This is a genomic window from Haloechinothrix alba, from assembly GCF_900188115.1.
GTDB lineage: Bacteria > Actinomycetota > Actinomycetes > Mycobacteriales > Pseudonocardiaceae > Haloechinothrix > Haloechinothrix alba.
In genome coordinates, this window is record NZ_FZNW01000013.1 from 78,015 (window position 1) to 104,597 (window position 26,583).

Sequence of the window (26,583 nt, forward strand, 5' to 3'; positions counted from 1 at the left end):
GCCGCGGTCGTCGTCGCGTTTACAGGTGGCGCTGGTCAGAGCGGACAGCTCTGTCCTGGTCCTCAGTTATCGCTTGCAGTACGGAGAACGGTGTGAGTGGCAACTCGTTCATGGTCTTGCCGATTGCGTCGGATACGGCGCACCCGATCACCGCGGCGACCGGAATGATCGGTGGCTCCGCTGCTCCCTTCGCGCCGAGTGGGCCGTAGGAGCAGGGGTTTTCCAGAATGGCGGCATCGATCGGAGGTGCGTCGGCGGCAGTGGGGAGCCGGTAGCTTTCCAAGTCGTCGTCGATCACCTCACCGTTGTCCCCGAGTCGGAGGTTCTCGAACAGGGCGTAGCCGATGCCCTGCAGCACGCCTCCCTGGATCTGCCCTTCGATCATCTGCGGATTGATCGCTCTGCCGACATCTTGAGCAACTACGTATCGCAGCACAGTCACCCGGCCGGTCTCGGGATCGACCTCCACCTCTGCCATGTGTGCCTGGTACAGCGGCGCCGCGAAGCTGGTGACCGCGGCGCCGGCCATGCAGCCGGAGTCGAACGGGATCGGCGGGGTGGCGAACTTGCCGGAGGCCCCGATCGGGCCGGAGTCGAACATCGCCGTGGCTACCACGCTGGCCACGGCTACTTGCTGATCGGGAACCCCTGCGACACGCACCGTCCCGTCGACGATTTCCAGATCGTCGGACCCGGCCTCGAGCATAGTAGCGGCGACTTCGAGGACCTGATCCCGGACCTTTGTCGCGGCGTCCAGGGCCGCGTTGCCCATGCCGTACGTTGTTCTACTGCCCTGTGCGCCGCCGTCGTAGCCGCCCGTATCGGTGTCCGTGGGGCTCACGCGCACGTCCTCGAGCCGCAGACCAAGTTGTTCGGCGACGATCTGCAGAACCCCGGTAGTAACGGCCCCTGTGCCGATCTCGGCGCCTGCGCAGGTCACTGTCGCCGTGCCGTCCTCTTCCAGCTTGATCGAGGCGCCTGCCGGTAATGGGTTGGTTATCCACGTCAGTGGCACCACGGCCACACCGCGAAACGGCTTCCGTTCGGTGTGTGCATCCTGCCATGGCCTGATCTCGTCAACCTTGTCCATGGCCTGTGTCAGGAAGGCGTCGTCCAGTTGCTGGCCGTTGACCATCGACTCGCCGGCGCGGATCAGGTTCTTCATCCGCAGTGTCCTGCGATCCATGCCCAGCTCACGCGCGATGCGGTCCAAGTGCTGTTCTTGGGCATACACGCAGTAGGGCCCGTTGACCCCGCGGAACGCCGCAGTCGGTGGTGTGTTGGTGTAGACGACCTTGCTGGCGTAGCGAGCGTTCGGGATCCGGTAGGTGCCGCCGAGGACAAGCGGTGCCACGTTGGCAACCAAGACGGTCTCGCCGCTGCTGTTCGCGCCATTATCGGCGATGACCTCCCCGTCCTGCGCCAGGAGCGTGCCGTCGGCTGCCACGGCAGTGCGCAACCGCACGATGGCATTCTCCCGTGGCCCACACGTCGCCAGTTCCTCGCTGCGGCTGTTCAGGATCCGCACGGGACGCCCCGTTTTGCGGGTGAGGATGCAGGCGAACGGCTCCACCATGACGTCCAGCTTGCCGCCGAACCCACCGCCGATGGGGGGTACGATCACGCGCACATCGGAAATGCGGATACCAAGGAGTTCCGCGATACGACCGCGCACGTTGAACGGGAACTGTGTCGGTGTGTGTACGACGTACCGTCCCTGCTCGTAGCGGGCTACCGCGACGTGCGGTTCGATGGGACTCTGGTGCTGGCGTTGCGTTCGGAACTCGTCCTCGACGACCAGATGTGCTCTGTCGAAAGCCGCGTCCACGTCGCCGCGCTCGACCCGCGATTCCCAGGCCAGATTGCCGCCGCGTGTGCCAGGCATAGCGGTCTCGTAGCTCTCCCAATCGGGGTGGATCAAGCGAGATCCCTCCGCGAGAGACTGCTCGAGGTCCAGGACGGGTTCGAGCGGTTCGAGCGAAACGTCGATCGCCGCAAGAGCGGCCTCGGCCTGCTCGGCCGTGTCGGCCGCCACCGCAGCCAACGGCTCGCCGACGTAGCGGATCACATCCGTGGCGAACAGTGACTGGTCCTTTACGATCACCAGGCCGGATAGCCCTGGCGCGTCAGCGGCGGTCGCGACGGCGCGGACACCGGGCATCGAGGCGGCCGTCGAGCAATCCAGTTCGGTGATACGCGCGGCGGGCACGGTGGACCGGAGTACCTTCGCGACGAGCGTGCCGTGTTCGAGATAGTCCATTCCGTATCGGGCAGCACCGCGGACCTTGTCTTCCCCATCCGCCCGACGTGCCGACGTTCCGACGAGAGTCATTGCGGCCCTCCATTCGCGTTCGCAGCCGCTTGCGCCGCATCGATGATCTTCTGATATCCCGTGCAACGACAAATGTTTCCGCTGAGCGACGATCGTATGGTCGAGTCATCTATACTGGACTCGGTTTCGAGTAGCGCTGTAAGCGTCATAACCACTCCGGGTATACACGCACCGCACTGCACTCCACCGTGTTCCAACAGGGCATCCTGGATCCGGGTCAGCGGCTCACCGTGCGATTCCAGGCCTTCGACCGTCCGGACCGCCGCTCCTTCGGCGTTGGCGACCGGGTAGATGCATGAGTCGACCGGTTCGCCGTCGACGAGAACTGTGCAGGCGCCGCAGCGCCCTTCGCCGCATCCGAGTTTGGCGCCCAGCAGACCGAACTGGTCTCGCAGGACTGACAACAGCGACGTCATGCCGGCTACGGCGACATCGACGGGTTGTCCGTTCAGGGTGAAGGAATGGGACACGGCCCCTCCTAGTCCGAGTCGGTGGTGAGACGTGCGAGTGCACGTCGAATCAGGGCGGGAAGCACGGCCGTTCGATACCAGGCCGGAGCGTCTCGGCCGTTCCGGGGAGTGAGTTCCGCGGCTACAGCCTCCCCTACGGCTTCCGTAACCGTACGGTCGTCAGCGGCGCGCCCGACCAGCTCGGTCGCGGCCGAGCAGAGTTTGGCCACAGGCTCCACGCTGCCGACGGCGATCCGCGCGGTGCGCACGACACCATCCGATATATCGGCCGATACGGCCACGTTGACGATGGGATATTCACCTGTCGTACGGACCGTCAAGCGTTCGAAAGCGGATCTACGGTGACTCGGCGCAGGTACCCGCACCCGCGTGATCAGTTCTCCGGCAGGCCGCGCATCGCGAGAGGTGAGATAATCGGCAAGGGCAACCACCTCGTTGCCTTCGGGTGAGTGCAGCTCCAGCTGTGCTTCGGCGGCCAGCAACGCGGGTACCAGATCAGCCTCGGGGAATCCGATCGCGTTGATGTTCCCACCGACCGTGGCTACGTTGCGCACCTGCGGAAACGCCGACTGGCGTGCGGCGGAACGCACGCATTCGAATGCCGGTCGTGCGTCGACGGCGGCCAGCTCGGTATGGGTGCTCAGTGCCCCTACGTCGACGGGGTCCCCTGGGACAATACCGTGCAATTCGGGGAGTCGCCTCAGCGCCACGTACGCTCGCCGCGGGACGTCGTGTCGCTGTGCCGCACGCATGGTCCATGTTCCGCCCGCAATCGCTTCGCCATCCTTACCGAGCTCGGCGAGCATCGCGGTGGCCTCGGCCAACGACGTCGCGAGATGGACCTCTCCCGGGGCCAATGTTGTTGACACTCGCTACCTCCAACTCCATGCGAACTGTGCACGCGCATGGCACGCGTCGTGCCCTCGCAGGATTGCGGTCGATCAGGTTCGCTGGTACGGACGTGCGCAGGCGCCGGGGCTGGGGCTGTGCTGCCGACGCCGGCTTCGCCGTACCATGATCCGAGTATGAACAAACCACAAGGCGCACGGTGTGTGCAATACGCACAAGACCACCCGGCATCCGTGCCGGTATGCACAGCTGTCGAGTAACTCGGTTCGACACCGGCCTGCAGAGCACTCTCCTCCGGCGCCGCTTGCCGTACTGCGAAGCCATGTGATCGCAGTTGATCCGTGGTCAGCGGTTCAGCCGGCGATGTGGGAACGACGCTGCCCGGTCGCACCATGGATGCTCCCTGTGGTCTGCGATAGCGGCAGGGCGTCTGCGCCGCCTCGCTTCGCGATGATTTCTGCCGCAATGGAGATGGCGGTTTCCTCAGGGGTATGCGCTCGGAGATTGAGTCCGACAGGCGAGGACAACCGTGCAAGCTCGGCGTCGGACAGCCCCAGCTCCCGCAGTTGATCGAGCCGTTGTTGATGGGTACGGCGCGACCCCAAGGCGCCGATATATCCCGCACGGGTGCGCAACGCCAGTTCCAACAAGGGAATATCGAACTTGTGGTCGTGCGTGAGCACACACAGTACTGTCCGGTTATCGATCAGGTCGCCGTGCACAGCGTCGCTGAGAAACTGGTGTGGCCAGGAAACCACGACCTCGTCGGCTTCGGGGAAGCGTTTGTTCGTGGCAAAAACAGGACGCGCGTCGCACAACGTGACGTGGTACCCGAGAAACTTTCCGACCTTGACGACCGCGGCGGCGAAATCGATGGCTCCGAATACGAACATACGCGGCGGGGGTGCGAATGCGTGGACGAACACGGCGACATCGTCACGCCTGCGCTCACCGTGTTCGCCGTAGTGGCGAATGCCGTTGGTGCCTTGCTCGAGCATGGCGAGCGTGTCCTCGACTACCGCGGCATCCAGTTGCGGGTCACCGAAGCTGCCGCGTACTCGATCCGGCCGGACAACCATTTCCTTACCCAGGCTTGCTCCCGTGGTCACTACGGTCGCGGTAGCGACTGGTTGACCAGCGTAGATCGAGTCGAACAACCCACCGAGACCAGTATTGGATGCCGGATCGACCGGTTGGACCAGTATGTCGATGGTTCCACCGCAAGTGAGGCCGACAGCGAACGCGTCGTCGTCAGCGACACCGTAGCGTTGCACCGAAGGCTGCGTGGTTTCGAGTACCTCTTGAGCCAAGTCGTATACCGAACCCTCGATGCAACCGCCGGAGACGCTGCCCACTACCTCACCGTCGGAAGAGACCGCCATTGACGCTCCGGGAGGGCGTGGTGCGGAGTGGAAGGTGTCGATCACGGTTGCGACGGCGAAGCGGCTACGTCCGGCATACCATGGCTGGATCTGTTGGAGGATGTCACGCATGTGGACCTCTTGACCGATCTTCTCCGAGTTCGAGTTGTTGCGGCCAACAGCCGGATCATGCGAATGTCCGGCTTCACTGTCGGAACGGGAACGTGAGCGCAGGCAGCGTTCGGCTCGAGGTCAACTGCGGGTTCCGCTGCGGGTGACCCGCTCAGGCGTGATTCCAGGGCCGTACCCGACGCCGCGACCGTCCTGAGTTCCGCCGACACCAGGGCGCTCTTCGTCGTTGGGGGCCATCGGCGATGCGTGGAAATGCCACATCTTCCAGATCGGATTGCCGGCGCCGTCGTCGCGCTGGTAGACCTCCGTGGCACGCAGTCGGAAGTTGTCGTAGTCGCCGTCCGACAGCTCCCAGGTAGCCGAACCCGTGCCGTCCGCGCCGATCCGGCGAATCGGGAAGATGCCCTCGCAGGCCAGCCAAGCCATGTCCCCCGATATCGCTAGCCGCATGATCTCGATGTCGGGATACATAACGATGTCGATTTCCTTCTTGTAGTGCTCCCACAATTTGGTCTTCTCGTCGATCCCGAAGTACGGATGCCCGTTTAGATTGAACATCAGGTAGGACATTCCGGCCGGGAAGACCGACTGCATGTCAGGAATGACCAGCTTGTGGTTGGACTCCCACCAGATCCGGTGTAGTTCGAGGATCTCGTTCCGGTCCTGCTTCTCGGTAGACATTTCGTCTCCCTTCTTGCGTTGCGTTCGGCGGACGACGGTTGATTCCGGAACCGTCCGGTCAGCGGTCCGGCTCACTGTGCGGGTCCGGCACAGCCGGTGAGTCGCTCGGCGTGAGCAGCGTGTCGAGGGTGGCTGGGTCGCCGGGCCACGTCCCGGCACGAGCCAGTCGCCGGACGAGGGTCGCCGTGCGGGGTTCGGTACGTATGGCCTGTTGAAACGTGCGCCGTGCCTCGTCCTGATGGCCACTGCGGGCCAGCAGCAGACCCTTCCAGACTGTCGGTTCCACGTTCTTCTCACCGATCACTCTCTGCGCGGCATCGAGCTCGGCGAGAGCCTGCCTGACGAGCTCCGCATCGGCAGTGTGTTCTCCGCTGAGCAGCCCCTCGGTCTGCAGCATCCGTAAGAGCCCGCCGAATGCCTCGGCATGGTCGATGAGTCGCTCCAGCTCGTCGAGCGGGTGAGCGGCGTCGTCGACCCGAACATCGACCACACGATCCTCGGCCAGATGACCGGTCGGCGTGCCGCGTACGATGAGCATGGCGGAGGATTGGCGACCTCGGATATCGCCACCGTGACGCTCCGCGGCCCGAAGTGCGGCCAGCATCCGGTGCGCGAGGTTGCCGTCCGCGGTTCGAAACGCTTCGGACATCGGCGGCCACACAGCCTCGGATTCGACCAGGTTGGCGTGGGTGCTGAGGCCGTGGTCGGTGGTGTGGCCGGCCGCGGAAATGCACGCAGAGCCTGTGTGGACGGCTGCGGTTCCGTCCGCAGCCATCAGCGCGACTTGCCTGTGCTCGGAGCCGAGATCCTGCTCCAACAACTGGGCGAGCGCGTCGTTCGGCGCGTAGCCGCGTCCCATGAGTTCCAGTCCGTGCGACCCGTAGGATGGCTCGACCATCGCCTGGGTGGCGACAGCACCGACACCTGCGGTCGCCCACGGGACGAGGCGTCCGACCGCGAAGAAGTGCGACTGGACGGCGACTCCGATGTCTCCGGTAGTAGGGTCACGTGCAAGCAGTGAGTAAGTCATACGGATCCGTTCCCGGCGAACTGTCGGTCGAGTAGTCGGGCGATGCGCTCGGGACATTCCAGCATCGGCATGTGTCCGATATCGGGCAGGATGACCTGGCTTGTTCGCAGGACTCTGGCCATCTCGAGGCCGAGGGCAGGAGTGCACGTGACGTCGTGCTCACCGCTGATCACAAGGGCCGGGCAATGGGTTCGGCTCGCCGGTTCGGTGGCGTCGCTTTCGATCGTCGCTGCCCATACTCGCTTCACCGTCTCCACATCGTTGGGGTTGGCGAGCTCGAGCGCCTTGTCGATGACCTCTTGTGAGCAGCCGGGGCCAAAGGTCAGCGTCGGGAATACCGTCCGGAAGGTGCCTTCGACCCCCAATCGGTCGAACATGTCGAGAACACCGGACACCTCGACACCGTCGAAGTTCAGCGAACTGCCGATCGCGGTAACCGACACGACCCTTTCCGGCAGTGCAGCGGCAACACAGCACGCCAACGGCCCCCCGAGAGATCCGCCGACGACGTGGAACGGTCCGCTCGGCAGTTCCCGCTCGATCACCGCGAGGCAGTCGGCCGTCCATGCGGCCAGGGAGAACTCGCCGGAAGCATCGGAACCACCGTGGGCACGTAGGTCGGGCATAACACAGTGGCCTCGCGGGTCCAGCAGTTCGACCACTTCGGCCCAGATCCGTCCCTGGGTGTTGATGGGGTGGATCAGTAGCACCGCTGGTTCGTCCGGCGTGCGTTCACCAGCCGACCAGCCTGCGATGCGGCCGGCCGGGCCGCTGATGTCGAGTTCCTGCAGCTTCATCGCGCTCCTTCGGGTTACTGATCCCGAACCGCAGCGGCGCTCGGTCCCGTCGTCGTGACCGGGCGTTTGCAGCGCCACCAGTTCGGTAGCCGGATGATCGCGTCACGCATTGCGCATCACGCCCAGAAGTTCCTCCAGAGCAGCCAACGAATGTCCGGCCACGAAGTGGTCTACGTAGGGCAACACCGCGACAATTCCGCCCTGGACCGGCTCGTAGTCCGTTGCGCCCTTGTGCGGATTGACCCAGACAACGGTCCGCGCCAAACGAGCAAGGCGTGCCACCTGCTCGGCCAGCTCGTCGGCTGATCCCCGCTCCCATCCGTCGGAGAAGATCGCCACGACGCTGCCACGAGCGGTACCTCTGTGCCCCCATCGGTCGAGGAACGCATGCAGCACCTCCCCCAGCCGCGTCCCACCGGAGTAGTCGGCGATCGTCTCCGCCGCTGCCCTCAGCGCGGAATCCGGGTCACGCATGCGCATGGCGCTGGTGATCCGTGTCAGCCGGGTGCCGATCGTGAACACCTCGCACGCATTGGGCCGGTATCGGGCCAGCACGTGTGCGAAGCGCAGCAGGGCATCGGCATACGGGGCCATGGAACCCGAGACGTCGATCAGCAGGACGATCCGGCGTGGGCGAGTATCGGGTCGATGCCGTCGCGGAGCGGCCAGCTCACCGCCGGCGGCAAGCATGGCGCGTACGGTCCGGCGCGCGTCGACCTGTCCGGTCGCACGTGAGCGTCTGCGCCGAGACCGTCGCACCGGCAACCCGGGTCGCAACAGTTGCATGAGGCGCGCCATCTCCTGCCTCTCCACACGGCTGAGGGAGGCGAGGTCACGGTTGCGTAGCACCTCCTCCGCGCTCGCTCTGGCCCGTACCACCGGTGGGAGAACGTCGCTGTCCTCCCCCGTCGGATCCTCGCTCGGGTCGCCGTCCTCTGTGAACGGGACGCTTGCGTGCAGTACCGGTGTCTGGCTGTGTATCGTGGACTGTTCGTGTTCGAGCTCGAGGGAGAAGTACGTCTCGAACACCGCATCGTAGATTGGCAGGTCGTCCGGTGACGAGGTCAAGGACAGTCTGCCGGCCCAGTAGAGCGCGCCTGGCTGATCGGATCGCAACACCGTCGCCGCCGCGACGTAGGTGGCTGTACGGGTCGAACAGACCGCGACGCCTGCGGCGTCGAGAGCGCGGGCAAATCCGACGAGAGCGGTGGGAGCATCATCGATCCGTTCCGCTACCACTCCCGCGCCACGGAAGTCTCCGGAGTCCGGGCTGGACGTCGTCATCGCTGCCTCGCTTCGATTTCAGTACGCCATAACCTGGGAGAGTCCCTCTTGCTCCACTCGCTCGATGTCCTCGCGGTACTTGAGGGCGGCTCCCAAGGTGAGCGCTGCGAAGCCCTGGTCCAGTTGTTCGCATCCCAGCGCCTGTAGTGCACTTGCCCAGTCCAGCGACTCGGCCACACCTGGCGGTTTGATCAGCTCGGCGGCACGCAGGCGGGAGGCTGCGGTCGCGACGTCGTTGGCAAGGCGTTCGGTGATTTCCGGGAGCCTGCGCCGCAGGATCGCGACCTCCCGCTCGAGTGAGGGGTGCTGCACCCAGTGGTAGAAGCAGCGTCGTTTGAGCGCGTCGTGCACTTCACGGGTGCGGTTCGAGGTCAGCACCACCAGTGGCGCGACCTCGGCCTGCACCTGCCCCAGCTCGGGGATGGACACCGTGAAGTCCGAGAGCACCTCGAGCAGGAAGGCCTCGAACTCATCGTCGGCACGGTCGATCTCGTCGATCAGCAGAACCGATCGCGGTGTACGCAGTGCGCGCAGGATGGGACGAGCCAGCAGGAAGCGCTCGTCGTACAGCTCCGACTCAGCCGCGGCTACGTCGATATGCCCATTGCCCATAGCCTCGATCGCACGCAGGTGCAGCAGCTGGCGGGGAAAGTCCCAGTCGTAGAGCGCCTGGGACGCGTCGATGCCTTCGTAGCACTGCAAACGGATGAGCTCGCTGCCGCGTGTCTGCGCCAGCGCCGCAGCCAGGGATGTCTTGCCGACACCGGCCTCGCCTTCGAGGAACAATGGCCGCGCCATGTTGTCGGCGAGAAACGCCGCCGCACTGATGCCTGCGTCGGGCAGATACCCGGCATGCGACAACGCGGAGCTCAGGGCGTCGGGTGTCGAACACATAGCCATGATGCGATTATGGGGGGACGACGCATCGTTCAGTGTGTGCAGAGCGCACTCGGACCACCCTTACGTCCGGCAGTCTGCACCGCCGGAGCGCCTCGGCTCAGTACTCCGCAGCCTCTCGGCGGGCCTGCCTGACGAACGTCGGGCTGGTCTGTGCGCAACTGGCACAGATCGCCCGATGCTCGTTGCTCGGGTCCCGGTCCATCTCGACGGCGATGTAGGCCTTCTCGCAGCGGTGGCAGCGCACGCGCGCTTCCCACGGGTCGTCCACCTCGTGCCTCGGGTCGTGCGGACGGGACAGTCCCGATGCATCCGTTTTGCCGGTGGACAGCACGATCAGTTCGGTGATCGCCGACACCACGAACGCGACCGGCAGCGCCAAGGTCGCTGACCACGAGGTCTGCTCGTCGATGCCGATCATGAGCATGCCGACCCCGGTGCCCAGGCCCCAGGCGAGCAGGGACTGCCAGTTGACGGCGGCCACGCGGCCGGAGCGCCATTCGGGCCGGGTGGCGCGATCGCGCACCTTATGGCGGAGGACGAACACGAGGGCACAAGCGGTCCAGGTTACGCAGAGGACGGACGTGTACCGCAGCGCGATCAGCAGGTAGCTGAAGACATCACTGAGCATGATCACGTAGACGATCGCCCCGACGATGACCACCCACGCCACGCGGGGCAGCTTCAGCTTGAATGTCTGTGCGAAGACGTTGGCCAGGTTGCTCGTGGCCAGGTAGAAGTTGGCGGTGTTGATTCGGGTCTGGCTGATCCAGACGAACAGCAGGCCCCAGATGCCCATCAGTTCGACGATCCCGATGACGCTCGATATCTCGGATAGCGGCCCTTCCGTCGGGATCGTCAGCGCGACGAAGATCCCGATCAGGCCGTTGACCACGATGGTGAACAGGTAGAACCCGGGGCCGAAGGTGAACCATCCGTTGGTCCGGACGTCCCGCCTGCTCGTGCGACCGAAGCGCGCGAAGTCCCACGTCGCCATCATGAGCACCCAGTCGCCCATGTACACGCCGAATGCGAACAACCAGCCTGGGCCGGCTACCGATGGCATTTCGGGTTGGTAGGTCAGCCAGCCCGACGAGGCGTCCAGTTCGACGACGGTCCAGACGACGACCGCGACGAGCCCGAGGACGTAGAAGGGGAACAGGAATCTGTTGAACTTGTCCAGGAACGCCCGGATGCCGCCGATCGCCAGCGGGATGCTGTACAGCACGACGACCAGGTACCACAGACTCAGGTCGAGGCCGCCGAAGTAGTGCTCGAAGGCCACCGCGATCACCGAGCCTTCGAACACCGCGAACCAGATGGCGATGGCAGCGATCGTCAACGGCGCGAATACCGCACCCGACGAACCGAAGAGGCTGCGGGAGAACAGGCTCACCGTGGTTCCGGTGCGTGCCGCGTAGACCGACAGGACGTAGTTGACCGCGCCGTACACGACGACCGCGAGCACCATGCCGATGATGGCGTCCCGGGTGCCGACGGTGAGCGTGACCAGCGCGGCAAGGATCACCCAGAACATCGCTGTGCCCAACGCCCACCAGGCGCCGAACAGCGACCGCGGGGGAAGGCGCCATTCGCGCGGCACGACGTGCGCGGTGTAGTCCTCGGTCGCGGCTTCGCGTACGACCTGTGGGTCGTCGGCGTGGGTGACCTCGAGTGGGGGGACTCGGGGGACGTCGGTACTCATATCGGACGGCTCCTCGCATTCGATAGGGACTTACGCGCCGATGCGAGTATGAGCAGCCCGCGGATCGTTCAGTATGTGCAGCAGGCACATGAACATCCACCGTTCCGGACAGAATGCACCCGATTGAGCCATCCAGTTGAGTCAACCAGCGCGCCTGTCTGCAGGGAGCCCCTGCAGGCAGCCCTGAAGGGGTGCGTCGAGTTGGCGTGGGTGAGCGTTCCGACCGTGTCCCGAGTGGTCGACGGTACGTCACCGGATGGATCGTCCGCCGCCGACAGTCGCTTGTGACTCCGGTGGTCACGAGTGGGACGTGCCGACAATTCGGTGAGCGCGGCACGCCAGGTGCAGGAACAGCCGCTGGTCGGGGTCGTCGATGTCGACTCCGATCAGGTCAATCGCCCGCTGCAGCCGTGCGCGGACGCCGTTGCGATGCAGATGGATCGCCTCGGCGGTACGGGCAACCGAACCGCCGAAATCGAGGTACGTACCCAGGATCTCGATGGTCTCGTCACGCCGCGCCTGGGACACCTTGTCCAACGGCGCGAACAAGGCATCGACCGATTCCTGCACCGTCGGCGACCCGAACCACTCTACGATCGTGCTCCGGATCCCGACGGCGTCGAAGCTGATCGGATGGTTCGCGCGCCGCAGCGAGCGCGCATGGGTAGCGGCCACCTTCGCCTCGGTTGCGCTGCCGGCAATGCCGGTCATCGCAGCGTGCACTCCGCCGATCCCGACATAGGCTCGCAGGCTCGGCACGGCATGCTGCAGGGCGGCCAGGACCGAGCCCATCAGTCGATGGACGCGCAGTCCCAGATCGCGCGGCGGGGATGATGAATGGTGGCTGTGCAGCAGCCACAGTGCCGCCGGTTCCTGCGCCGTATGCCAGATACCACCTGAGGTGGATGCGGTCGTCAGCGCGATCCGGGCCAGGCGCTCCCGGGTCTCGTAGGCCAGCAGGCCGTCCGCGATCCCCTCCTGCGGGATGTCCAGCTCGAAACGACCCACGATGTGCCAGGCATCCACCGGAATACCGAGTTTGCGGGCTTGTGGTGACAAGTCGTCGCGGGTCTCGCGGCTGGCTCCGAGGAGCTGCCTGAGCACCTCATCCACGGACAGCATGTTGGTGCGCTCGGCTTGTTCAGTGATGAACGCCGTTCGGCTGGTCTCGGCTGCGAGGCGCCACAGCACCATCTCCAGCAACGTGTTGGCGTCAGCGTCGGGGAGCCGTGCGGAGACGAACTGTTCACCCTCGGGTTGGTTGACGATGGCCGGTACGGCCAACAGCTCGGTGCCCTCCTCGGGTGGCTCGGTTGTGACCCGGATTTCGTAGCCGAGCAGGCTCGAGCCAATCGTCGCGAGGTCGGTAGGTGTGCTGCCCTCGCCGGCGAGCCGGTCAATAGCGTCGACAACCCGCCGCACCCTTTCCATCGTGAGGTGCAGTTCGTCGGCGATCTCTTGCGCGACGACGTTCAGCACGGTGTTCAAGTCACGATCCGGCGACAACCGGACGAGCGCCAGCCCGCTCTTGCGGCACATGCTGCGAGCTGTCAGGGAGACGTTGGCGCCTTCGGGTGCGGTCAGCATCAGGCCGGCTACCTCGCGGCTCACCGCGCGACGTACCGCCACGTCCATCAGGTACCCGTCGGCGATGTGTGACAGCCTGCGATCGAGAACCACCAGCGCCCCAGCACCGACCTCATCGAGTTGATCTGTCGAATCGATCAGCCGAACCTCGGCGATGTCGCGGTCGATGTCGCCGTCGAGCGCGATGGCGTCCTCGGGCCGGTTCAGCTGTAGCTCGGCCAGGATCGCGCGCAGTGACCGACGGGACGTGCCGGACGGTAGTTCGACCGCCACGTGGGGGCGGTCTTGTGCAACACGCACCGAATGGCTTGGCATGGGTTCACGATGCACCTTCCTTGTCCTGTTCGGCAACCGTAGATTCATCCCGACAAATGGAGGTTTGATTGATGAGCGGATTCGCGAACATTTCGACCATGCGTCCTCCGGACGGTGGCATGGCCGGCCTGAGCGAGCGGAGTCGTGGTGGTCGGATACTCACCGGCGGAGCGAACGTGGTGTCCGGCCTGCGGGGCGGGCGGCACGCGCGAGATGAGGTACTGGCCATCGAGGACGCATCATGAGTCAGGAGATCGAGACGACTCTCGGCGAGCGCGAACTGGCCGACCTGGCCGTTGGCTGCACGGTGCTCGCAGGCGGAGGGGGAGGCGATCCCCGCGTCGGATTGATGATGGCCATCAACGCCGTGCAACGCCACGGCCCCGTTTCGGTGATTCAACTCGACGACGTGGCGGATTCGGACACCGTCTTCGCCGCGGGCATGATCGGTGCACCCACGGTGATGATGGAGAAGATAGCCAACGGCGGCGAGGGCAGGGTCATCCAAGACACCCTGCAAGCCCGTCTCGGTACGCGGATCTCCGCGATGATGCCACTGGAGATGGGCGGCATCAACGGTGTCCTTCCGGTGGCGTGGGCCGTCAATGCCGGGCTACCACTCGTCGACGGGGACCTGATGGGTCGCGCGTTTCCCGAGCTTCAGATGTGCACCCCGCACCTGCACGACATCCCGTCCCGGCCGAGCGTCCTCGTCGACGAACGGTCACAGGCGATCACGTTCGATACGGCTGGGAACGTGTGGTTGGAACGCCTGATGCGCAACACGGTGTCGGTGCTGGGCGGGTGCGCGTCCGCGGGTCTTTACCCGATGTCCGGCGCGGTAGCGCGAGGGCCGGTGATCCGGGGAACGGTCAGCACGGCGGTCCGGATCGGCCGTGCGATCCGGACCGCGGGAGCCAGCCCATTCGAGGCGTTGGATGCTGAGGCAGAGGTCTACCCGCTGATCACCGGAAAGGTGATCGATGTCGAGCGCAACACCGCAGGCGGGTTCGTGCGCGGATCGGTCGTGATCGAGGGTACGGAGGCCGACTCCGGGCGTTTGGTGCGTGTTGAGTTCCAGAACGAGAATCTGGTCGCGCTGGAGGACGGCGAGCCGATCGCCACGGTGCCCGACATCATCACGCTACTTGATCGGCACACTGCCCATGGCATTGTCACCGAGCACATCCGCTACGGGCAGCGGGTCGTCCTCTCGGTATTCCGAGGTCCGACCCAGTGGCGCAGTGAGGCAGGGCTGCGGGTGGTAGGCCCGCGGGCCTTCGGTTACGACGTCGAGTTCAAGCCGGTGGAGGAACGCCATGCCCCGACCCATTGACCTGCGAATTGGCATCGACGTCGGTGGTACCAATACCGACGCGGTCGTGGTGGACAACGATCAGCGACTGCTCGCCCAGTTCAAGACCCCGACCACGTTCGATCTCGGCACGGGCATTCACCAGGCGATCGCCGGCGTGAGTTCGGTGCTCGATGCGCCACTCGACAGAGTGACCCATGTGATGCTCGGGACGACGCACGCCACGAATGCCATCCTCGAGGGCCGCGAGCTGCTCAAAACCGCGGTCGTGCGGATCGGTGCGCCCGCGACGTTGTCGATTCCGCCGTTGCTGGACTGGCCCAGTGAGTTGCGCGCCGCGGCGTCGGCCGGTGAGGTGATCATACCTGGCGGCAGCGAGGTCTCCGGGGAGCCGATCGTGCCGTTCGGGCGGCAGGAGCTGGTTCGCTTCCTCGAGGAGCACGCGGGCACGATCGAAGCGGTCGCGATCACCTCGGTCTTCTCGCCGGTATCCGCGGAGCATGAGCTGGAGGCGGAGCAGGTGGTCCATGAGGTACTCGGGGACGTGCCGGTGTCTCTTTCGTACCGAATCGGCTCTCTGGGACTGCTCGAGCGTGAGAACGCCTGTGTGCTCAATTCCTCGCTCGTTGGTGTAGCCCGTAAGGTGGTCAGCGGTCTGACGGACGCTCTCGAGCGCAACGGGATCGACGCGGTCGCCTATCTGACCCAGAATGACGGAACTCTGATGGGTTTGGACTACGTGCTGCGTTTCCCTGTGCTGAGCATCGGCAGTGGACCGGCGAACAGTATGCGCGGAGCCGGTTATCTCACCCAGGAGACCGATGCACTCGTGGTCGACGTCGGCGGAACCTCGACCGACATCGGAGTGCTGGTGAACGGATTCCCGCGGGAATCGTCGGCGGCGGTGAACATCGGGGGAGTCCGTACCAATTTCCGGATGCCCGATCTCAACAGTATCGCCGTGGGCGGTGGTACCAAGATCGCCCAGGATGGCGACGGCATCAAGGTCGGTCCCGAAAGCGTCGGCCACCGCCTGGTGACCGAAAGTCTCGTATTCGGCGGAGCGTCTCCCACGTTGTCCGACGCCGCGGTGAGCGCAGAGCGGGCCGAGATGGGCAAGCGTGACCTGCTAGCCGATACGGCAGTCGATTTGGCCGGGGCGCTGCGAATTGCCGATGAACGTGTAGCGATCGCGATAGATCAGATGAAGACCACCCGAGGCGAGGCACGAGTCATTGCTGTCGGGGGTGGAAGTGTCGTGCTACCGCCGGAACTCGAGGGAGCCAGCGTCGTGCTCCACCCCGAGCATTACGACGTGGCCAACGCCATCGGAGCGGCGATCGCCTCGGTTTCCGGCCAGGTCGACAAAGTGTTCAAACTAGCCGGACGCACCCGTCAGGAGGTTACCGATGAGGCGACGACCGACGCGCGCAATGAGGCGATCAGCGCAGGTGCTGACCCGGCGGCCGTCGAGATCGTCGAGATCGAAGAGGTTCCCATGGCTTACCTGACCGAACCAGTAATCCGAATCCGCGCCAAGGCTGCCGGTCCCCTCAGCACGGTTTGAGGCCGGTCGCGATGACGAAGGAAGCACGTTGACTTGTCCGGATCAACCCACATCTGTCTCCGACTTCGAGCCGCGCCGGCGAGTGAGGGCTGATCGCCTACGGCGGTTGAGGACGGATCCGTTCAATGCAGCACCACGCCCTCTGACGCAGCCGGGTCCGGATTCGGCTCGGCTCACCAATCCGATATCGAGGAGTTGCTGTGACGACCACTACAGAACCCAAGTCGACCAAGTATGCAGGCAAACCACAGCCAGGTATCGATGACCCGAGCCTGCTGACCGGCAGTAGCACATACATGGATGACATCACCGTGCCGAGGATGATTGAGGGCGCGGTGTTGCGTAGTCCTGTTGCGCATGCGCGTATCACCCGTATCGACGTGAGCAAGGCGCTGGAACTGCCCGGTGTCTTCGACGTGATCACCGGCAACGATCTGGTCGAGATCGCGGGCGAGCAGCCCGTCATCTGGTATCCGATACCCGAGCAGCGCATCGCTCGCGCACATGCGCTGGCGACCGACACCGTGCGGTGGGTCGGCCAGGGTGTCGCTGCGGTTGCCGCTGTCGACCGTTACGTGGCCGAGGACGCACTCGAACTGATCGAGGTCGACTACGAGCCGTTGCCCGTCGTCGCCGACCTCGAGCAAGCGCTGGCGCCGGACGCGCCGAAGCTGTACGAAGACTGGCCGGACAACATCAGTGGATCGATGACGTTGACGGCGGGCGACGCCGATGCGGCCTTCGCCGAGGCCGATGTCGTCGTCGGGGCGAGCTTTCGGCACCACCCGGGTTACGGATGTCCCATCGAGACTCGCGGGTGCATCTCGAACTGGGACGTCTTCTCGGGCCGGCTGGACGTGTGGCTGGGGACCCAGTCGCCGAATCTCGCCAGGGAGCTGTTCGCTCAGGTCCTCTCGGTGCCCGTCAGTAAGGTTCGCGTGCGCACACCCGAAATCGGTGGCGGATTCGGTTTGAAGTTCGACTTCTACCCGGAAGGCGTCATCGCGGCGATCCTGTCCCGGCGCAGCAAGCGGCCCGTGAAACTGCTGGAGGACAGGCAGGAGAGTTTCGTCGCCTCGTCTCGGTCACGCGATATGCGGCACGACTTCGAGATGGCGCTGCGCTCGGATGGGACGATTCTCGGCCTGCGCGGTACTGCTTACGGCGTTCTCGGGGGAGCCTTGGGCACGGTGGGATCCGGCCCCCCGTGGGCGTCGGTGCTCACGTCCATGGGGCCGTACAAGATCCCGAACCAGGAGCTGACGCTCAAGGCGGTGATGACGAACCGATCGCCCTACGGTTCCTACCGCGGTTGGGGTGTGCCCAAGGGAAATATCGTGCACGAGCGGCTCATCGAACTCGCCGCACGCAAGCTCGGGATGAGTCGTATCGAGCTACGCAGGATGAACTTCCCCGCGCCGGAGGAGTTCCCGTACTTCAGCGGAGCGGCATTCACCTTTGACAGCGGACGGTACGCCGACTGCCTGGATCTCGCTACGTCCGCCGTCGAAGAGCGTGGCTGGAATGAGCTGCAGCGTGAAGGGCGCGAGGCAGGCCGATCGATCGGAATCGGATACGGCTTCCACATCGAGCCCGGTGCGTACGGTCCGAGCCGTGTCCTCAACATGGTCGGTCTTGATCACTCGGGCTTCGACGAGGTGTATGTCCGCATGGACTCCGCAGGCAAGGTAACGGTCCTGTCGGGGCAAATCTCGACGGGACAAGGGACGCACACGACCTACGCGCAGTTGGTCGCCGAGGGGCTCGGCGTCCCGATCGAGGACGTTACGGTCGTGACCGGCGACACCGAGTCCTGTCCCTACACCGGCTACGGCACCGGCGGCAGCAGGGCAGCCACGTTGGGTGGCGCGGCTATCGTCAACGCTACCGGACGGCTGAAGTCGAAGATCCTGCGCATCGGCGCCGAACTTCTCGAGGCGGACCCTGAGGATCTGGAGCTCGAGGACGGCCGGGTATCGGTCCGCGGCGCTGCCGATTCCTCTGTCTCGACCGCCGATATCGGCTATTCCGCGTACCGGATGCTGAACGGGCGGCTGCCCGAGTCCGAGACGCCGACACTGGAAGAGGTGGACGTCTTCGACCCGGCGAACATGACAACGTCCTACGCCTGTACCGCACTGCTGGTGGAGGTCGACAGGCAGACCGGGGCCGTCAAGCTGCTGGACTGCCTGCAGGCCCACGATGCAGGTGTGATCATCAACCCGTTGCTTGCCGACGGGCAGCTCGCAGGCGGCTTGGCGCAGGCTTTCGGTGGCGGGCTGTTCGAGGAGTTCGTCTACGACGACGACGGTCAGATCCGCACTGCGAGCTTCATGGACTACCTGATCCCGAGTGCCACGGACATTCCGCCATTTCACTTCTATCACCAGGAAACCCCGGCCCCGCACATCCCGGGAGGTATGAAGGGCCTGGGGGAGGCAGGGACCATTGCCGGGGTATCTGTGGTGGGAAGCGCGATCGACGACGCATTGTCCGATCTCGGGGTGACCGTGTGCGAGTTTCCGATGACACCGCCCCGATTGCTCGAACTCATCCGTGCGGCCCAGTCAGGAGAAGCAACGACATGAAACCACCGCCGTTCGAATACCGCAGCGCCCACGACAGCGCCGAGGCCGTGAATCTGCTGACCGAGTACGGCGACGATGCCAAGATCCTCGCCGGTGGGCAGAGTCTCGTCCCGCTGATGAACTTCCGGATGGCGCGTCCATCGGTGCTCATCGACATCAATCAGACGCACGACATGACGCATATCCGTGCGGACGACGGCCACCTCGTCGTCGGTGCGATGACCCGTCAGCGTGTCCTCGAACGCGATCAGACAGCGGGCTCCGCCGTTCCGCTCCTGCCGGCTGCGCTGGCCCACAGCGGCCATACGACCAACCGCAATCGGGGCACGTTCGGCGGCAGTTTGGCACACGCCGACCCGGCTGCGGAACTGCCTACCGTGCTGGTGGCACTGGGCGGGGAGCTGACCGTGCAAGGTCCGTCCGGAAAGCGGACGGTTCCCGCCGAGGACTTCTTCCTCGCTCCGCTCGTGACCAGCCTGGAATACAATGAGATCTTGCTCTCGGCGCGGCTGCCTCGGCTACCGCAGGGCACCGGTGTCCGAGTTGAAGAACTCGCTCGCCGCCACGGCGATTTCGCCATCGTGTCCGTGATGGCAGCGGTCCATCTCGACTCGAACGGACGTGCAGACCTTGTGCGCATTGCGGCCGGCGGTGTCGATTCAACACCGATCCGGTTGCACGAGGCCGAGGCACAACTCTCGGGAACCGCGTTGGACGACGCCGGGATCGACGCGGCTGCCGTAGCCGCGGCGGATTCCGTTCACCCGACCGACGACGTCCATGGTTCGGCCTCATACCGGCTCGAGATGGTGCGAGTGCTGGTCGCTCGCGCGATCCGTTCGGCAATCACTCACCAGAAGGAAGGCCACCGATGAGCGACAAACACACGATCACCGTCACCGTCAACGGGCATGTATACACCGACGACTGCGAGGCGCGGATGACATTGGCGGACTTCCTGCGCCGCCAGTGCGGACTCACCGGCACCCACCTCGGCTGCGAGCACGGGGTTTGTGGCGCCTGCACGGTATTCCTGGATGACGTCGCGGTCCGTTCGTGCCTGACTTTCGCCGTCCAAGCCGACGGCGCTCGTATCAGCACAGTCGAAGGGCTCGCCGAAGGCGACGAGCTCAATACACTGCAGAAGTCCTTCCAGGAGCATCACGGCCTGCAGTGCGGATTCTGCACGCCCGGAATGCTCATATGCGCAACCGAGCTGCTGCGCGACAACCCGAACCCGACCGAGACCGAGGTGCGCGAAGGAATCTCGGGAGTGCTGTGCCGGTGCACCGGCTATGACGGAATCGTCAAGTCGGTCATGGCCGCAGCTGACAGCCAGCGCGACGGGGTCTCCGAGAGTGGGAGCATCAGTTGAAAATCGAGCAAGAGATCGTGGTGCCCGCTCCCAAGGCTGAAGTGTGGCAGTTCTTCCACGATGTTCCGTCTGTCGTGGAGTGCCTGCCGGGGGCCGAGATCACCGAGCAGGACGACGAAGGAAACTACCGTGGTCAACTCGCCACCAAACTCGGGCCGATCGCGATCAAGTTCGAAGGCAAGGCCACCGTCGTGTTCGACGAGCACGCATCACAGGTGACCATCCACGGCACGGGTGTCGACCGCAAGGGCGGTAGCCGCGGGGAAATCACTGTGGTTGGCGACATCAGTGACACCGACGCCGGAACACACGTCGGGATCAACACCGACGTTACGTTGTCCGGGTCCGCTGCCCAGTTCGGGAGAACGGGCCTCATCAACGACATATCACAACGCATGCTGGGCGAGTTCGCCACCTGCGTCGAAACCAAACTCAACGCCACACCCGAAACGGCAGCAAAAACTGTCGCTGCCGAGCCGCAAGGAATAAGCATCATTCTCAAGAGCCTGTGGGCACGGCTGAAGCGCCTCATCGCGCCACGTCGCTCCCGCGCTGCGACGGAGCGAACAAAACAGGATCCGAACCAACGAGAGCGCGAGTAAGCCCATCAGACTCGGACATCGAGTCCAGACCAGCATCAAGGAGCAGCCAATGTCGAACGAGCCACCTGTCGGTGTATTCGTCACCACATCGACCCCGCCGGAGAAGATTCCGTCGGTGGCCGCCGCGGCCGAGGAACTCGGATACGGGGAGGTGTGGGTCGCCGAGGATTACTTCTGTTACGGCGGATTCACCGGCGCGGCCCTCGCGCTGCAGGCCACGGAACGAATCAAGGTAGGGCTGGGGGTAGTCGCATCGACGCCCCGGCATCCTGCCGTCACCGCCATGGAGATCGCCACCCTGGCCCGAACCTATCCTGGCAGGTTCCTGCCGGGCATTGGGCACGGTGTCCCGTTCTGGACGCACCAGATGGGGCTGACCGCGAAGTCACCGTTGACCGCGCTGACCGAGTGCATCGATGGTGTCCGTCGTCTGCTTGCGGGCGAGACTCTCGACGTCGAGGGCGATTACTTCGCGTTCCGCTCAGTGGCCGCCACTCATTGCCCCGAACAAGAGGTGCCCCTGCTGACCGGGGTGGTAGGACCTAAATCACTGCGGCTGTCCGGCCGGATTGCCGACGGCACTGTCATGAGCGTCCTGACTGGCACTGCCTACCTGGACGGTGCCACGAAACACATTCACGAGGGCATGGCCGAAACCGGGCGCACCAATCACCTCACTCCCACGTTGGCGCTGTTCAGCATTGACAAGGACAGCAAGCGAGCCAGAGATGCAGTACGTGAGGTGGTTGCCCAGTACATCACCGTTCTCGGTCCGAAGAATCCCCTGACCGGAGCGTTCGGCTACAACGACCACGTCGCGGAGCTGCTCGAGCGGGAACCGGACCGATTCGCCGAGGCAATGCCCGACGAGTGGATCGATACGCTTGCCGTTGCGGGGAATCCGGACGAAGTAGCTGCTCGGATCACCGAGCTGCGCGCCGCAGGGGCCACAAGCGTCGTGCTCGCTCCTGTCAATGGTGACACTGTCCAGGACGAGCTCCGGCTTACGGCGTCGGCAGTTCTGCCCCATCTGTGAGCTGCGAAGACCGGACACGCGCCGGTACGTTGGCCTGCATGCCGACCGATGGTCTGGTGTGGTCTGCCACGTCACCGGGATTCCGTACTCGACCTGCTATCAGCCGTTCCGCCGCCGGGTGCCGGTGCGGCGGGCATCGACACCGCACAACGACGTCGACGCGCCCCCACCTACGGTGGCGTGACCATCGGTCCGGCGAAGGAGTTTCTTGATGGCACACACTCCAGCACAGGCGCGGACAGGCGACCGTCCAGAGCTGCTCGTGCATGCCGATGGCGATGAACTGTCGGCGGCAGTGGCCGCACGGCTGCTCATGCGCATCGCGGACGTGCAAGCGACTCGGGGGGCGGCGTCTGTCGTACTCACAGGCGGAAGGACCGGGATCGGCGTCCTTCGACAGGTGTACGACATGTGCACTCACAGCGCGGTCGACTGGAGTCGAGTGAATGTGTTCTGGAGCGACGAGCGCTTCGTGGATCGCGCACATCCGGAGCGAAACGAGCAGCAAGCGCGTGAGGCGCTCCTCGATCACGTTCCGGTCGATCCGGAAAGGATCTACGCGATGGAGGCAAGCGGCGGCCGGTTCGGTACCGACGTCGAGGCTGCTGCGGCAGCTTATCGAGACATTCTCGCTGCCCATTCGCAGGACGCGGGACGTCCCTTGTTCGACGTCTGCTTGCTCGGAGTAGGGGAGGAGGGCCACATCGGGTCCCTCTTTCCGCACACCCACGCGGCAGCGGAGTGGGAGGCGGGCGCAGTGGGCGTGCGGGACTGTCCCAAGCCGCCTGCGACACGCGTCACCCTGACACTCGCCTCGATCTGTCGCGCCGATGAGGTGTGGCTGATCACCGATGGCGCCGCCAAGGCGGACGCGGTGGCTACGGCGCTGACGACACGTGACTCGCAGGCACTGCCCGCCGCTGGTGCGTGTGGCCGGACTCGCACTCTCTGGTTCGTGGATGAGAAAGCAGCGAGCCGTGTCGAGCACCAGTGAACCTGCGACGACGATCGGTTTGCGTGTTCCCGCGAAACGTTCTCGCCCGGGTAAAGTTCCGGCGCGCACCGGCGACCGTGGCCGCCGCGATCATGGCACGGTTGGTGAGCCACGCTGTCGCCGGGATCGGTGATCGTGTAGTCACACAGGAGGCGGGGACGTTGGGCGTCGACCTCCGGGCAGATGAGCCGGACACCAGCCTCAACGGGACGTTGCGACAAGGCGCAGCCTCGCTGCAGCGCGCTGGTCAGGGTACAACCGGCATTGCTCTTCAACCGGACTTGCCGCCGTTGTGTACCGACGGCTTGTAGTACCTTGCCGTTCCGCTGAATGCCGGACTGGTCACCCGGACACGAGCCGACAAAGTACTACCAGCAACGACTTGCAAGGTGCCGCCCCGGATCCCATGATCAGGTCGGTCCCTGCTTGACGAAGGTCGACGACACGTCTCGCGGACACTCGGCTTCGGTTGCTGCAACCGGCCTTGCCAACGTGACGCCGGTAGCTCACGTGGACATGATCGTGCAGCCCGCGATGCCGGGCGCGCCGTACACCTGGGTCAGACCGGTGCGGAGTGTGCCTGGAACCTGGCGGGAGCCGGCGTCACCGCGCAACTGTAGGGTGATCTCGTGAATCTGTCGCATGCCCGATGCCCCTACGGGTTCGCCGTTGGCAAGCAGCCCGCCGTCGGTATTGACGGGTAGGCGCCCGCCGATGTCGGTCTCGCGTCTTTCGATCATTGATTCCTGCTCACCGTGTTCACACAGTCCCGTTTCGGCCATCTGAATGATCTCTGAACCGGAATCGCTGTCCTGAACCTGAGCGATATCGATGTCCTCGGGACCGACGCCCGCTTGTTCATAGCACGCCCGAACGGCTTCGACAGTGGGACTATCGGGGCTGTCCGGTGCGAGCGAGGGGCTGAACACCTCGAACGTGCCGAACCGTCTGGTGCGTGTCGTGGCTGCCCTGAGATAGATCGGACGATCGGTGTAACGATGGGCGTGATCGGCACGGCACAGCACGACCGCACCGGCCCCCTCGTCCGGCGAGCAGAACATGTACTGGGTGAGCGGATAGTTCAGCATGCGCGAGGTGAGGATCTCCTCCTCGGTGAACGGCTTGCGTCGCCACGCGTTGCCGTTGGCGGCCCCGTTCCGGTACGCCTTGGCAGCAACTCTCGCCAACGAACGATGCGATATGCCGTGATCGTGCATATAGCGATGTGTCTTCATGGCGAAGAACTGTGTGGTGACCATCATGCCTGTTTCCGCGTACCAGCTGGGTAGCCCGGCGAAACTCGACCCGAGATTGAAGTGACCGCGCGGGTGCTTGTCGAAGCCAAGGGCCATGACGACGTCGTACTTCCCGGAGATGAGCGACTGTGCAGCCACATCCACCGCCGTTCCCGCTGTGGCGCACGCGTTGGTGACGTTCACGAACGGCAGCCCGGTCAGTCCGAGTTCGCCGACCAGCGCGTCGGGCGTGGGCGCCTGCGGCTCCCCCAGCACGCCACCCATGCTCCCGCCCACGGCGAACTGCACGTCCGACCATCCTACCCCCGCGTCGTGCAGCGCGTTCCGCGCTGCCTGGACTCCCATAGCCAGACCTGACACGCCGTCATGCCGGCCGAAGGGGTGCAGCCCTACACCCACGATCGCCACATCCATGATGCTCCTTCTCATTGTCGCGGGCGGAACGCGAACGTTGTGAGCTCGCTGCCATCCGACCTGCGGAACGGGGTCAGGACGAGCTCGACCGGCATGCCGAACACCAGGTTCTCCGGGTCGCGCTCGGTCAGTACCGTCTCCACGCGTATCCCGTCGGGTAGTTCCACATAGCCGACGCCGAACGGTTCGAACTCGTCGGGATCGGACGGGCCGGCGTACGGAGCCTTGAGGGGGAACTCCTGTACCGTGAACGTCCACAACGTTCCCGTGCAGGACAGCGGTATCTGGCGCACGGCGCGGCCGCCACACCGGGCGCACGAGCGCTGTACCGGAAAGATGGTGGTCCGACACCCGTCGCAACGTGCCCCCAGTAGTCGCGGTCTTCCGTCGACTTCGGTGATGAGGCCCTCGGCCACCGGTTCATGTGTCGCCGTCATCCGTACCCCCTTCAGCCTGTCCGTCGGTCACGTGCCGCGCACGCAGCGCGCGTTTGAGTACCTTGCCTGCGCCGGATACCGGCAGCGCGTCGGTGAACTCGACGCTGCGTGGCGTCTTGTAGCGCGCGATGTGATCACGGCATAGTCCCCGAAGCTCCTCTTCGGATGCGCTCCGGCCGGGTTGTAGGACGACGACTGCGTGCACTCGCTCGCCCAGTACCGCGTCCGGCACGCCGATCACCGCGCACGAGGCCACGGCGGGATGCTTGGCGAGCACGTTCTCTACCTCGGCCGAGTACACGTTCTCACCGCCGGTGATGATCATGTCCTTGATGCGGTCGACGAGGAAGACGTAGCCGCGCTCGTCCATGTAGCCCGCGTCCCCGGTGTGCATCCATCCATCGCGCAGCGCCCGCGCCGTCTCGTCGGGTAGGTTGAGGTAACCGACCATGACATGATCGCCTCGAACCGCTATCTCGCCGACGGTTCCGCGAGGTACCTCGCGATCCTCATCATCGGTGATGCGAACCTCGGAGTGGGGCGCGGCACGGCCCGCGGCACGTCGTAAGCCCGGCTCCCTGTGGTCGGACTGGCTGAGCACGGTCGCCACCGGCGAGAGTTCGGTCATGCCGTAGGCCTGCATCAGCCCCGCCTCCGGGAAGGCTTTCTGCGCCCGTTCCAGGAGCGATTCCGATACCGGGGAGGCACCGTAGACGATGTTGCGCACGCTGGAGAGGTCGTGCTCTGCCAGCTCCGGCGAATCGACCACCATCTGGAGCATGGTGGGAACGAGCAGGCAGTCCGTGACGCGGTGCTGGGAGACCGCCGAAAGCACCCCGTCCGGGGTGAATGCGGGCACGATGACATGCGTAGAACCGACCAGCATGCCCCCGATCCAGCCCACGATGTCGGCGAGGTGGAACATTGGCGCCGCGTGCAGGTATCTACCCAGCGGCGAGACGAAGTCGCCACCGGCGAGCGTTCCCAGCGCGGAGATGAGCACATTGTCGTGGCTGAGCATCACGCCCTTCGGCTGCCCCGTGGTACCTCCCGTGTAGAAAACACCGAACAAGTCGGTGCCGCCCCGGCGAGCGTCCGGAACGGAGTCGGCTGCTTCGATCAGACGCTCGTAATCGAGTGCACCGTCCGGAACGCCGACGTCGCCACAGTAGATCACCGTGGATAGATCGACTCGTCGCTGACGCAACTCGGGGAGCATGGAGACGAACTCGTTGTCGACAAGCAGCACGTGCGTTCCGGAGTCGCGAAGGGCGTAGGCGATCTCGTCCGCACTCCATCGGGTGTTGATCGGGACGACGACGTCGCCGGCCCACGGGACGGCGAGGAGGCTCTCGTGGTAGCGATCGGAGTTCAGTGCCAGGATCCCTACCCGCTCGCCGGGTCCGGTACCCACCTCGCGGAGCGCTCCCGCAAGCCGACTGACGCGTTCCGCTGATTCAGCGACCGTACGTACGCGATCAGCGAATATCGTCATCATGTCGCCGGGCTGCTGTTGTAGCGTCCGGTGGAGCGCCTGGGTAACGTACATGGACTACTCC

Annotated in this window: 23 protein-coding genes; 9 read left to right on the plus strand and 14 right to left on the minus strand. The window is 64.8% G+C overall.

The genetic code is table 11. The annotated features are described in order from the left end of the window. Positions 1 to 19: 19 nt before the first annotated feature. The 11 genes from CHB84_RS13925 to CHB84_RS13975 form a co-directional block, all read right to left on the minus strand. Positions 20 to 2,332 carry a xanthine dehydrogenase family protein molybdopterin-binding subunit gene (locus tag CHB84_RS13925; protein ID WP_089302030.1) on the minus strand — a complete coding sequence of 771 codons (2,313 nt, stop codon included), beginning with the start codon at positions 2,330 to 2,332 and terminating at the stop codon, positions 20 to 22. After that, entirely contained in the window at positions 2,329 to 2,802 is a 474-nt protein-coding gene (locus CHB84_RS13930; RefSeq protein ID WP_089302031.1) for a (2Fe-2S)-binding protein, read from the minus strand. Before CHB84_RS13930 ends, CHB84_RS13925 begins: the two co-directional genes overlap by 4 nt. 8 nt (positions 2,803 to 2,810) lie before the next feature. Then, complete coding sequence (locus CHB84_RS13935) at positions 2,811 to 3,671, minus strand: FAD binding domain-containing protein (RefSeq protein ID WP_141134690.1); 861 nt, start codon at positions 3,669 to 3,671, stop codon at positions 2,811 to 2,813. A gap of 333 nt (positions 3,672 to 4,004) precedes the next feature. Further along, positions 4,005 to 5,144 (minus strand): XdhC family protein, encoded by a 1,140-nt coding sequence (locus CHB84_RS13940; protein ID WP_089302033.1) that lies wholly within the window; start codon positions 5,142 to 5,144, stop codon positions 4,005 to 4,007. A gap of 120 nt (positions 5,145 to 5,264) precedes the next feature. Beyond that, positions 5,265 to 5,825, minus strand: a complete 561-nt coding sequence (locus tag CHB84_RS13945; RefSeq protein WP_089302034.1) for a YybH family protein — start codon at positions 5,823 to 5,825, stop codon at positions 5,265 to 5,267. 58 nt (positions 5,826 to 5,883) lie between these two features. Continuing rightward, positions 5,884 to 6,855 carry a DUF1028 domain-containing protein gene (locus tag CHB84_RS13950; RefSeq protein WP_176439955.1) on the minus strand — a complete coding sequence of 324 codons (972 nt, stop codon included), beginning with the start codon at positions 6,853 to 6,855 and terminating at the stop codon, positions 5,884 to 5,886. Continuing rightward, the gene (locus CHB84_RS13955) at positions 6,852 to 7,652 is read right to left on the minus strand and encodes an alpha/beta fold hydrolase (RefSeq protein WP_089302036.1); all 801 of its coding nucleotides are present in this window, start codon (positions 7,650 to 7,652) and stop codon (positions 6,852 to 6,854) included. The genes CHB84_RS13950 and CHB84_RS13955 overlap by 4 nt, the downstream gene beginning before the upstream one ends. 102 nt (positions 7,653 to 7,754) lie before the next feature. Then, positions 7,755 to 8,936, minus strand: a complete 1,182-nt coding sequence (locus CHB84_RS13960) for a vWA domain-containing protein (protein WP_089302037.1) — start codon at positions 8,934 to 8,936, stop codon at positions 7,755 to 7,757. Between the two features lie 18 nt (positions 8,937 to 8,954). Then, entirely contained in the window at positions 8,955 to 9,836 is an 882-nt protein-coding gene (locus tag CHB84_RS13965) for an AAA family ATPase (protein WP_089302038.1), read from the minus strand. A gap of 97 nt (positions 9,837 to 9,933) precedes the next feature. After that, entirely contained in the window at positions 9,934 to 11,538 is a 1,605-nt protein-coding gene (locus CHB84_RS13970) for a purine-cytosine permease family protein (RefSeq protein ID WP_089302039.1), read from the minus strand. A 297-nt stretch (positions 11,539 to 11,835) separates the two neighbouring features. Then, positions 11,836 to 13,398, minus strand: coding sequence for a PucR family transcriptional regulator (locus CHB84_RS13975; protein WP_176439956.1), 1,563 nt, complete (start codon positions 13,396 to 13,398; stop codon positions 11,836 to 11,838). 113 nt (positions 13,399 to 13,511) lie between these two features. On the opposite strand from CHB84_RS13975, the gene CHB84_RS22940 reads away from it, so the two are divergent. The 9 genes from CHB84_RS22940 (at position 13,512) to pgl (ending at position 22,917) form a co-directional block, all read left to right on the plus strand. Then, on the plus strand, positions 13,512 to 13,685 hold the full coding sequence (locus tag CHB84_RS22940) for a hypothetical protein (protein WP_176439957.1): 174 nt from the start codon (positions 13,512 to 13,514) through the stop codon (positions 13,683 to 13,685). After that, a complete protein-coding gene (locus tag CHB84_RS13980; RefSeq protein ID WP_089302041.1) occupies positions 13,682 to 14,776 on the plus strand; it encodes an S-methyl thiohydantoin desulfurase family protein in 1,095 nt (364 codons plus the stop codon). Before CHB84_RS22940 ends, CHB84_RS13980 begins: the two co-directional genes overlap by 4 nt. Beyond that, positions 14,760 to 16,322, plus strand: a complete 1,563-nt coding sequence (locus tag CHB84_RS13985; RefSeq protein WP_217898552.1) for a hydantoinase/oxoprolinase N-terminal domain-containing protein — start codon at positions 14,760 to 14,762, stop codon at positions 16,320 to 16,322. Before CHB84_RS13980 ends, CHB84_RS13985 begins: the two co-directional genes overlap by 17 nt. 200 nt (positions 16,323 to 16,522) lie before the next feature. After that, a complete protein-coding gene (locus CHB84_RS13990; protein ID WP_245818735.1) occupies positions 16,523 to 18,910 on the plus strand; it encodes a xanthine dehydrogenase family protein molybdopterin-binding subunit in 2,388 nt (795 codons plus the stop codon). Further along, complete coding sequence (locus CHB84_RS13995) at positions 18,835 to 19,785, plus strand: FAD binding domain-containing protein (protein WP_245818736.1); 951 nt, start codon at positions 18,835 to 18,837, stop codon at positions 19,783 to 19,785. The genes CHB84_RS13990 and CHB84_RS13995 overlap by 76 nt, the downstream gene beginning before the upstream one ends. After that, positions 19,782 to 20,285 (plus strand): (2Fe-2S)-binding protein, encoded by a 504-nt coding sequence (locus tag CHB84_RS14000; RefSeq protein ID WP_089302043.1) that lies wholly within the window; start codon positions 19,782 to 19,784, stop codon positions 20,283 to 20,285. The genes CHB84_RS13995 and CHB84_RS14000 overlap by 4 nt, the downstream gene beginning before the upstream one ends. After that, positions 20,282 to 20,887, plus strand: a complete 606-nt coding sequence (locus CHB84_RS14005; protein WP_089302044.1) for an SRPBCC family protein — start codon at positions 20,282 to 20,284, stop codon at positions 20,885 to 20,887. The genes CHB84_RS14000 and CHB84_RS14005 overlap by 4 nt, the downstream gene beginning before the upstream one ends. A 49-nt stretch (positions 20,888 to 20,936) precedes the next feature. Then, on the plus strand, positions 20,937 to 21,923 hold the full coding sequence (locus CHB84_RS14010; RefSeq protein WP_089302045.1) for an LLM class flavin-dependent oxidoreductase: 987 nt from the start codon (positions 20,937 to 20,939) through the stop codon (positions 21,921 to 21,923). A gap of 211 nt (positions 21,924 to 22,134) precedes the next feature. Then, the gene (gene pgl / locus CHB84_RS14015; RefSeq protein ID WP_089302046.1) at positions 22,135 to 22,917 is read left to right on the plus strand and encodes a 6-phosphogluconolactonase; all 783 of its coding nucleotides are present in this window, start codon (positions 22,135 to 22,137) and stop codon (positions 22,915 to 22,917) included. A 506-nt stretch (positions 22,918 to 23,423) separates the two neighbouring features. Here pgl and CHB84_RS14020 read toward each other — a convergent pair. From CHB84_RS14020 to CHB84_RS14030, 3 genes are read right to left on the minus strand one after another with little or no spacing between them, the layout of a single operon-like run. Further along, on the minus strand, positions 23,424 to 24,602 hold the full coding sequence (locus tag CHB84_RS14020; RefSeq protein WP_217898554.1) for a thiolase family protein: 1,179 nt from the start codon (positions 24,600 to 24,602) through the stop codon (positions 23,424 to 23,426). Next, on the minus strand, positions 24,599 to 25,024 hold the full coding sequence (locus CHB84_RS14025) for a Zn-ribbon domain-containing OB-fold protein (RefSeq protein WP_089302048.1): 426 nt from the start codon (positions 25,022 to 25,024) through the stop codon (positions 24,599 to 24,601). Before CHB84_RS14025 ends, CHB84_RS14020 begins: the two co-directional genes overlap by 4 nt. After that, entirely contained in the window at positions 25,008 to 26,573 is a 1,566-nt protein-coding gene (locus tag CHB84_RS14030; RefSeq protein WP_089302049.1) for an acyl-CoA synthetase, read from the minus strand. Before CHB84_RS14030 ends, CHB84_RS14025 begins: the two co-directional genes overlap by 17 nt. Between the last annotated feature and the right edge of the window lie 10 nt (positions 26,574 to 26,583).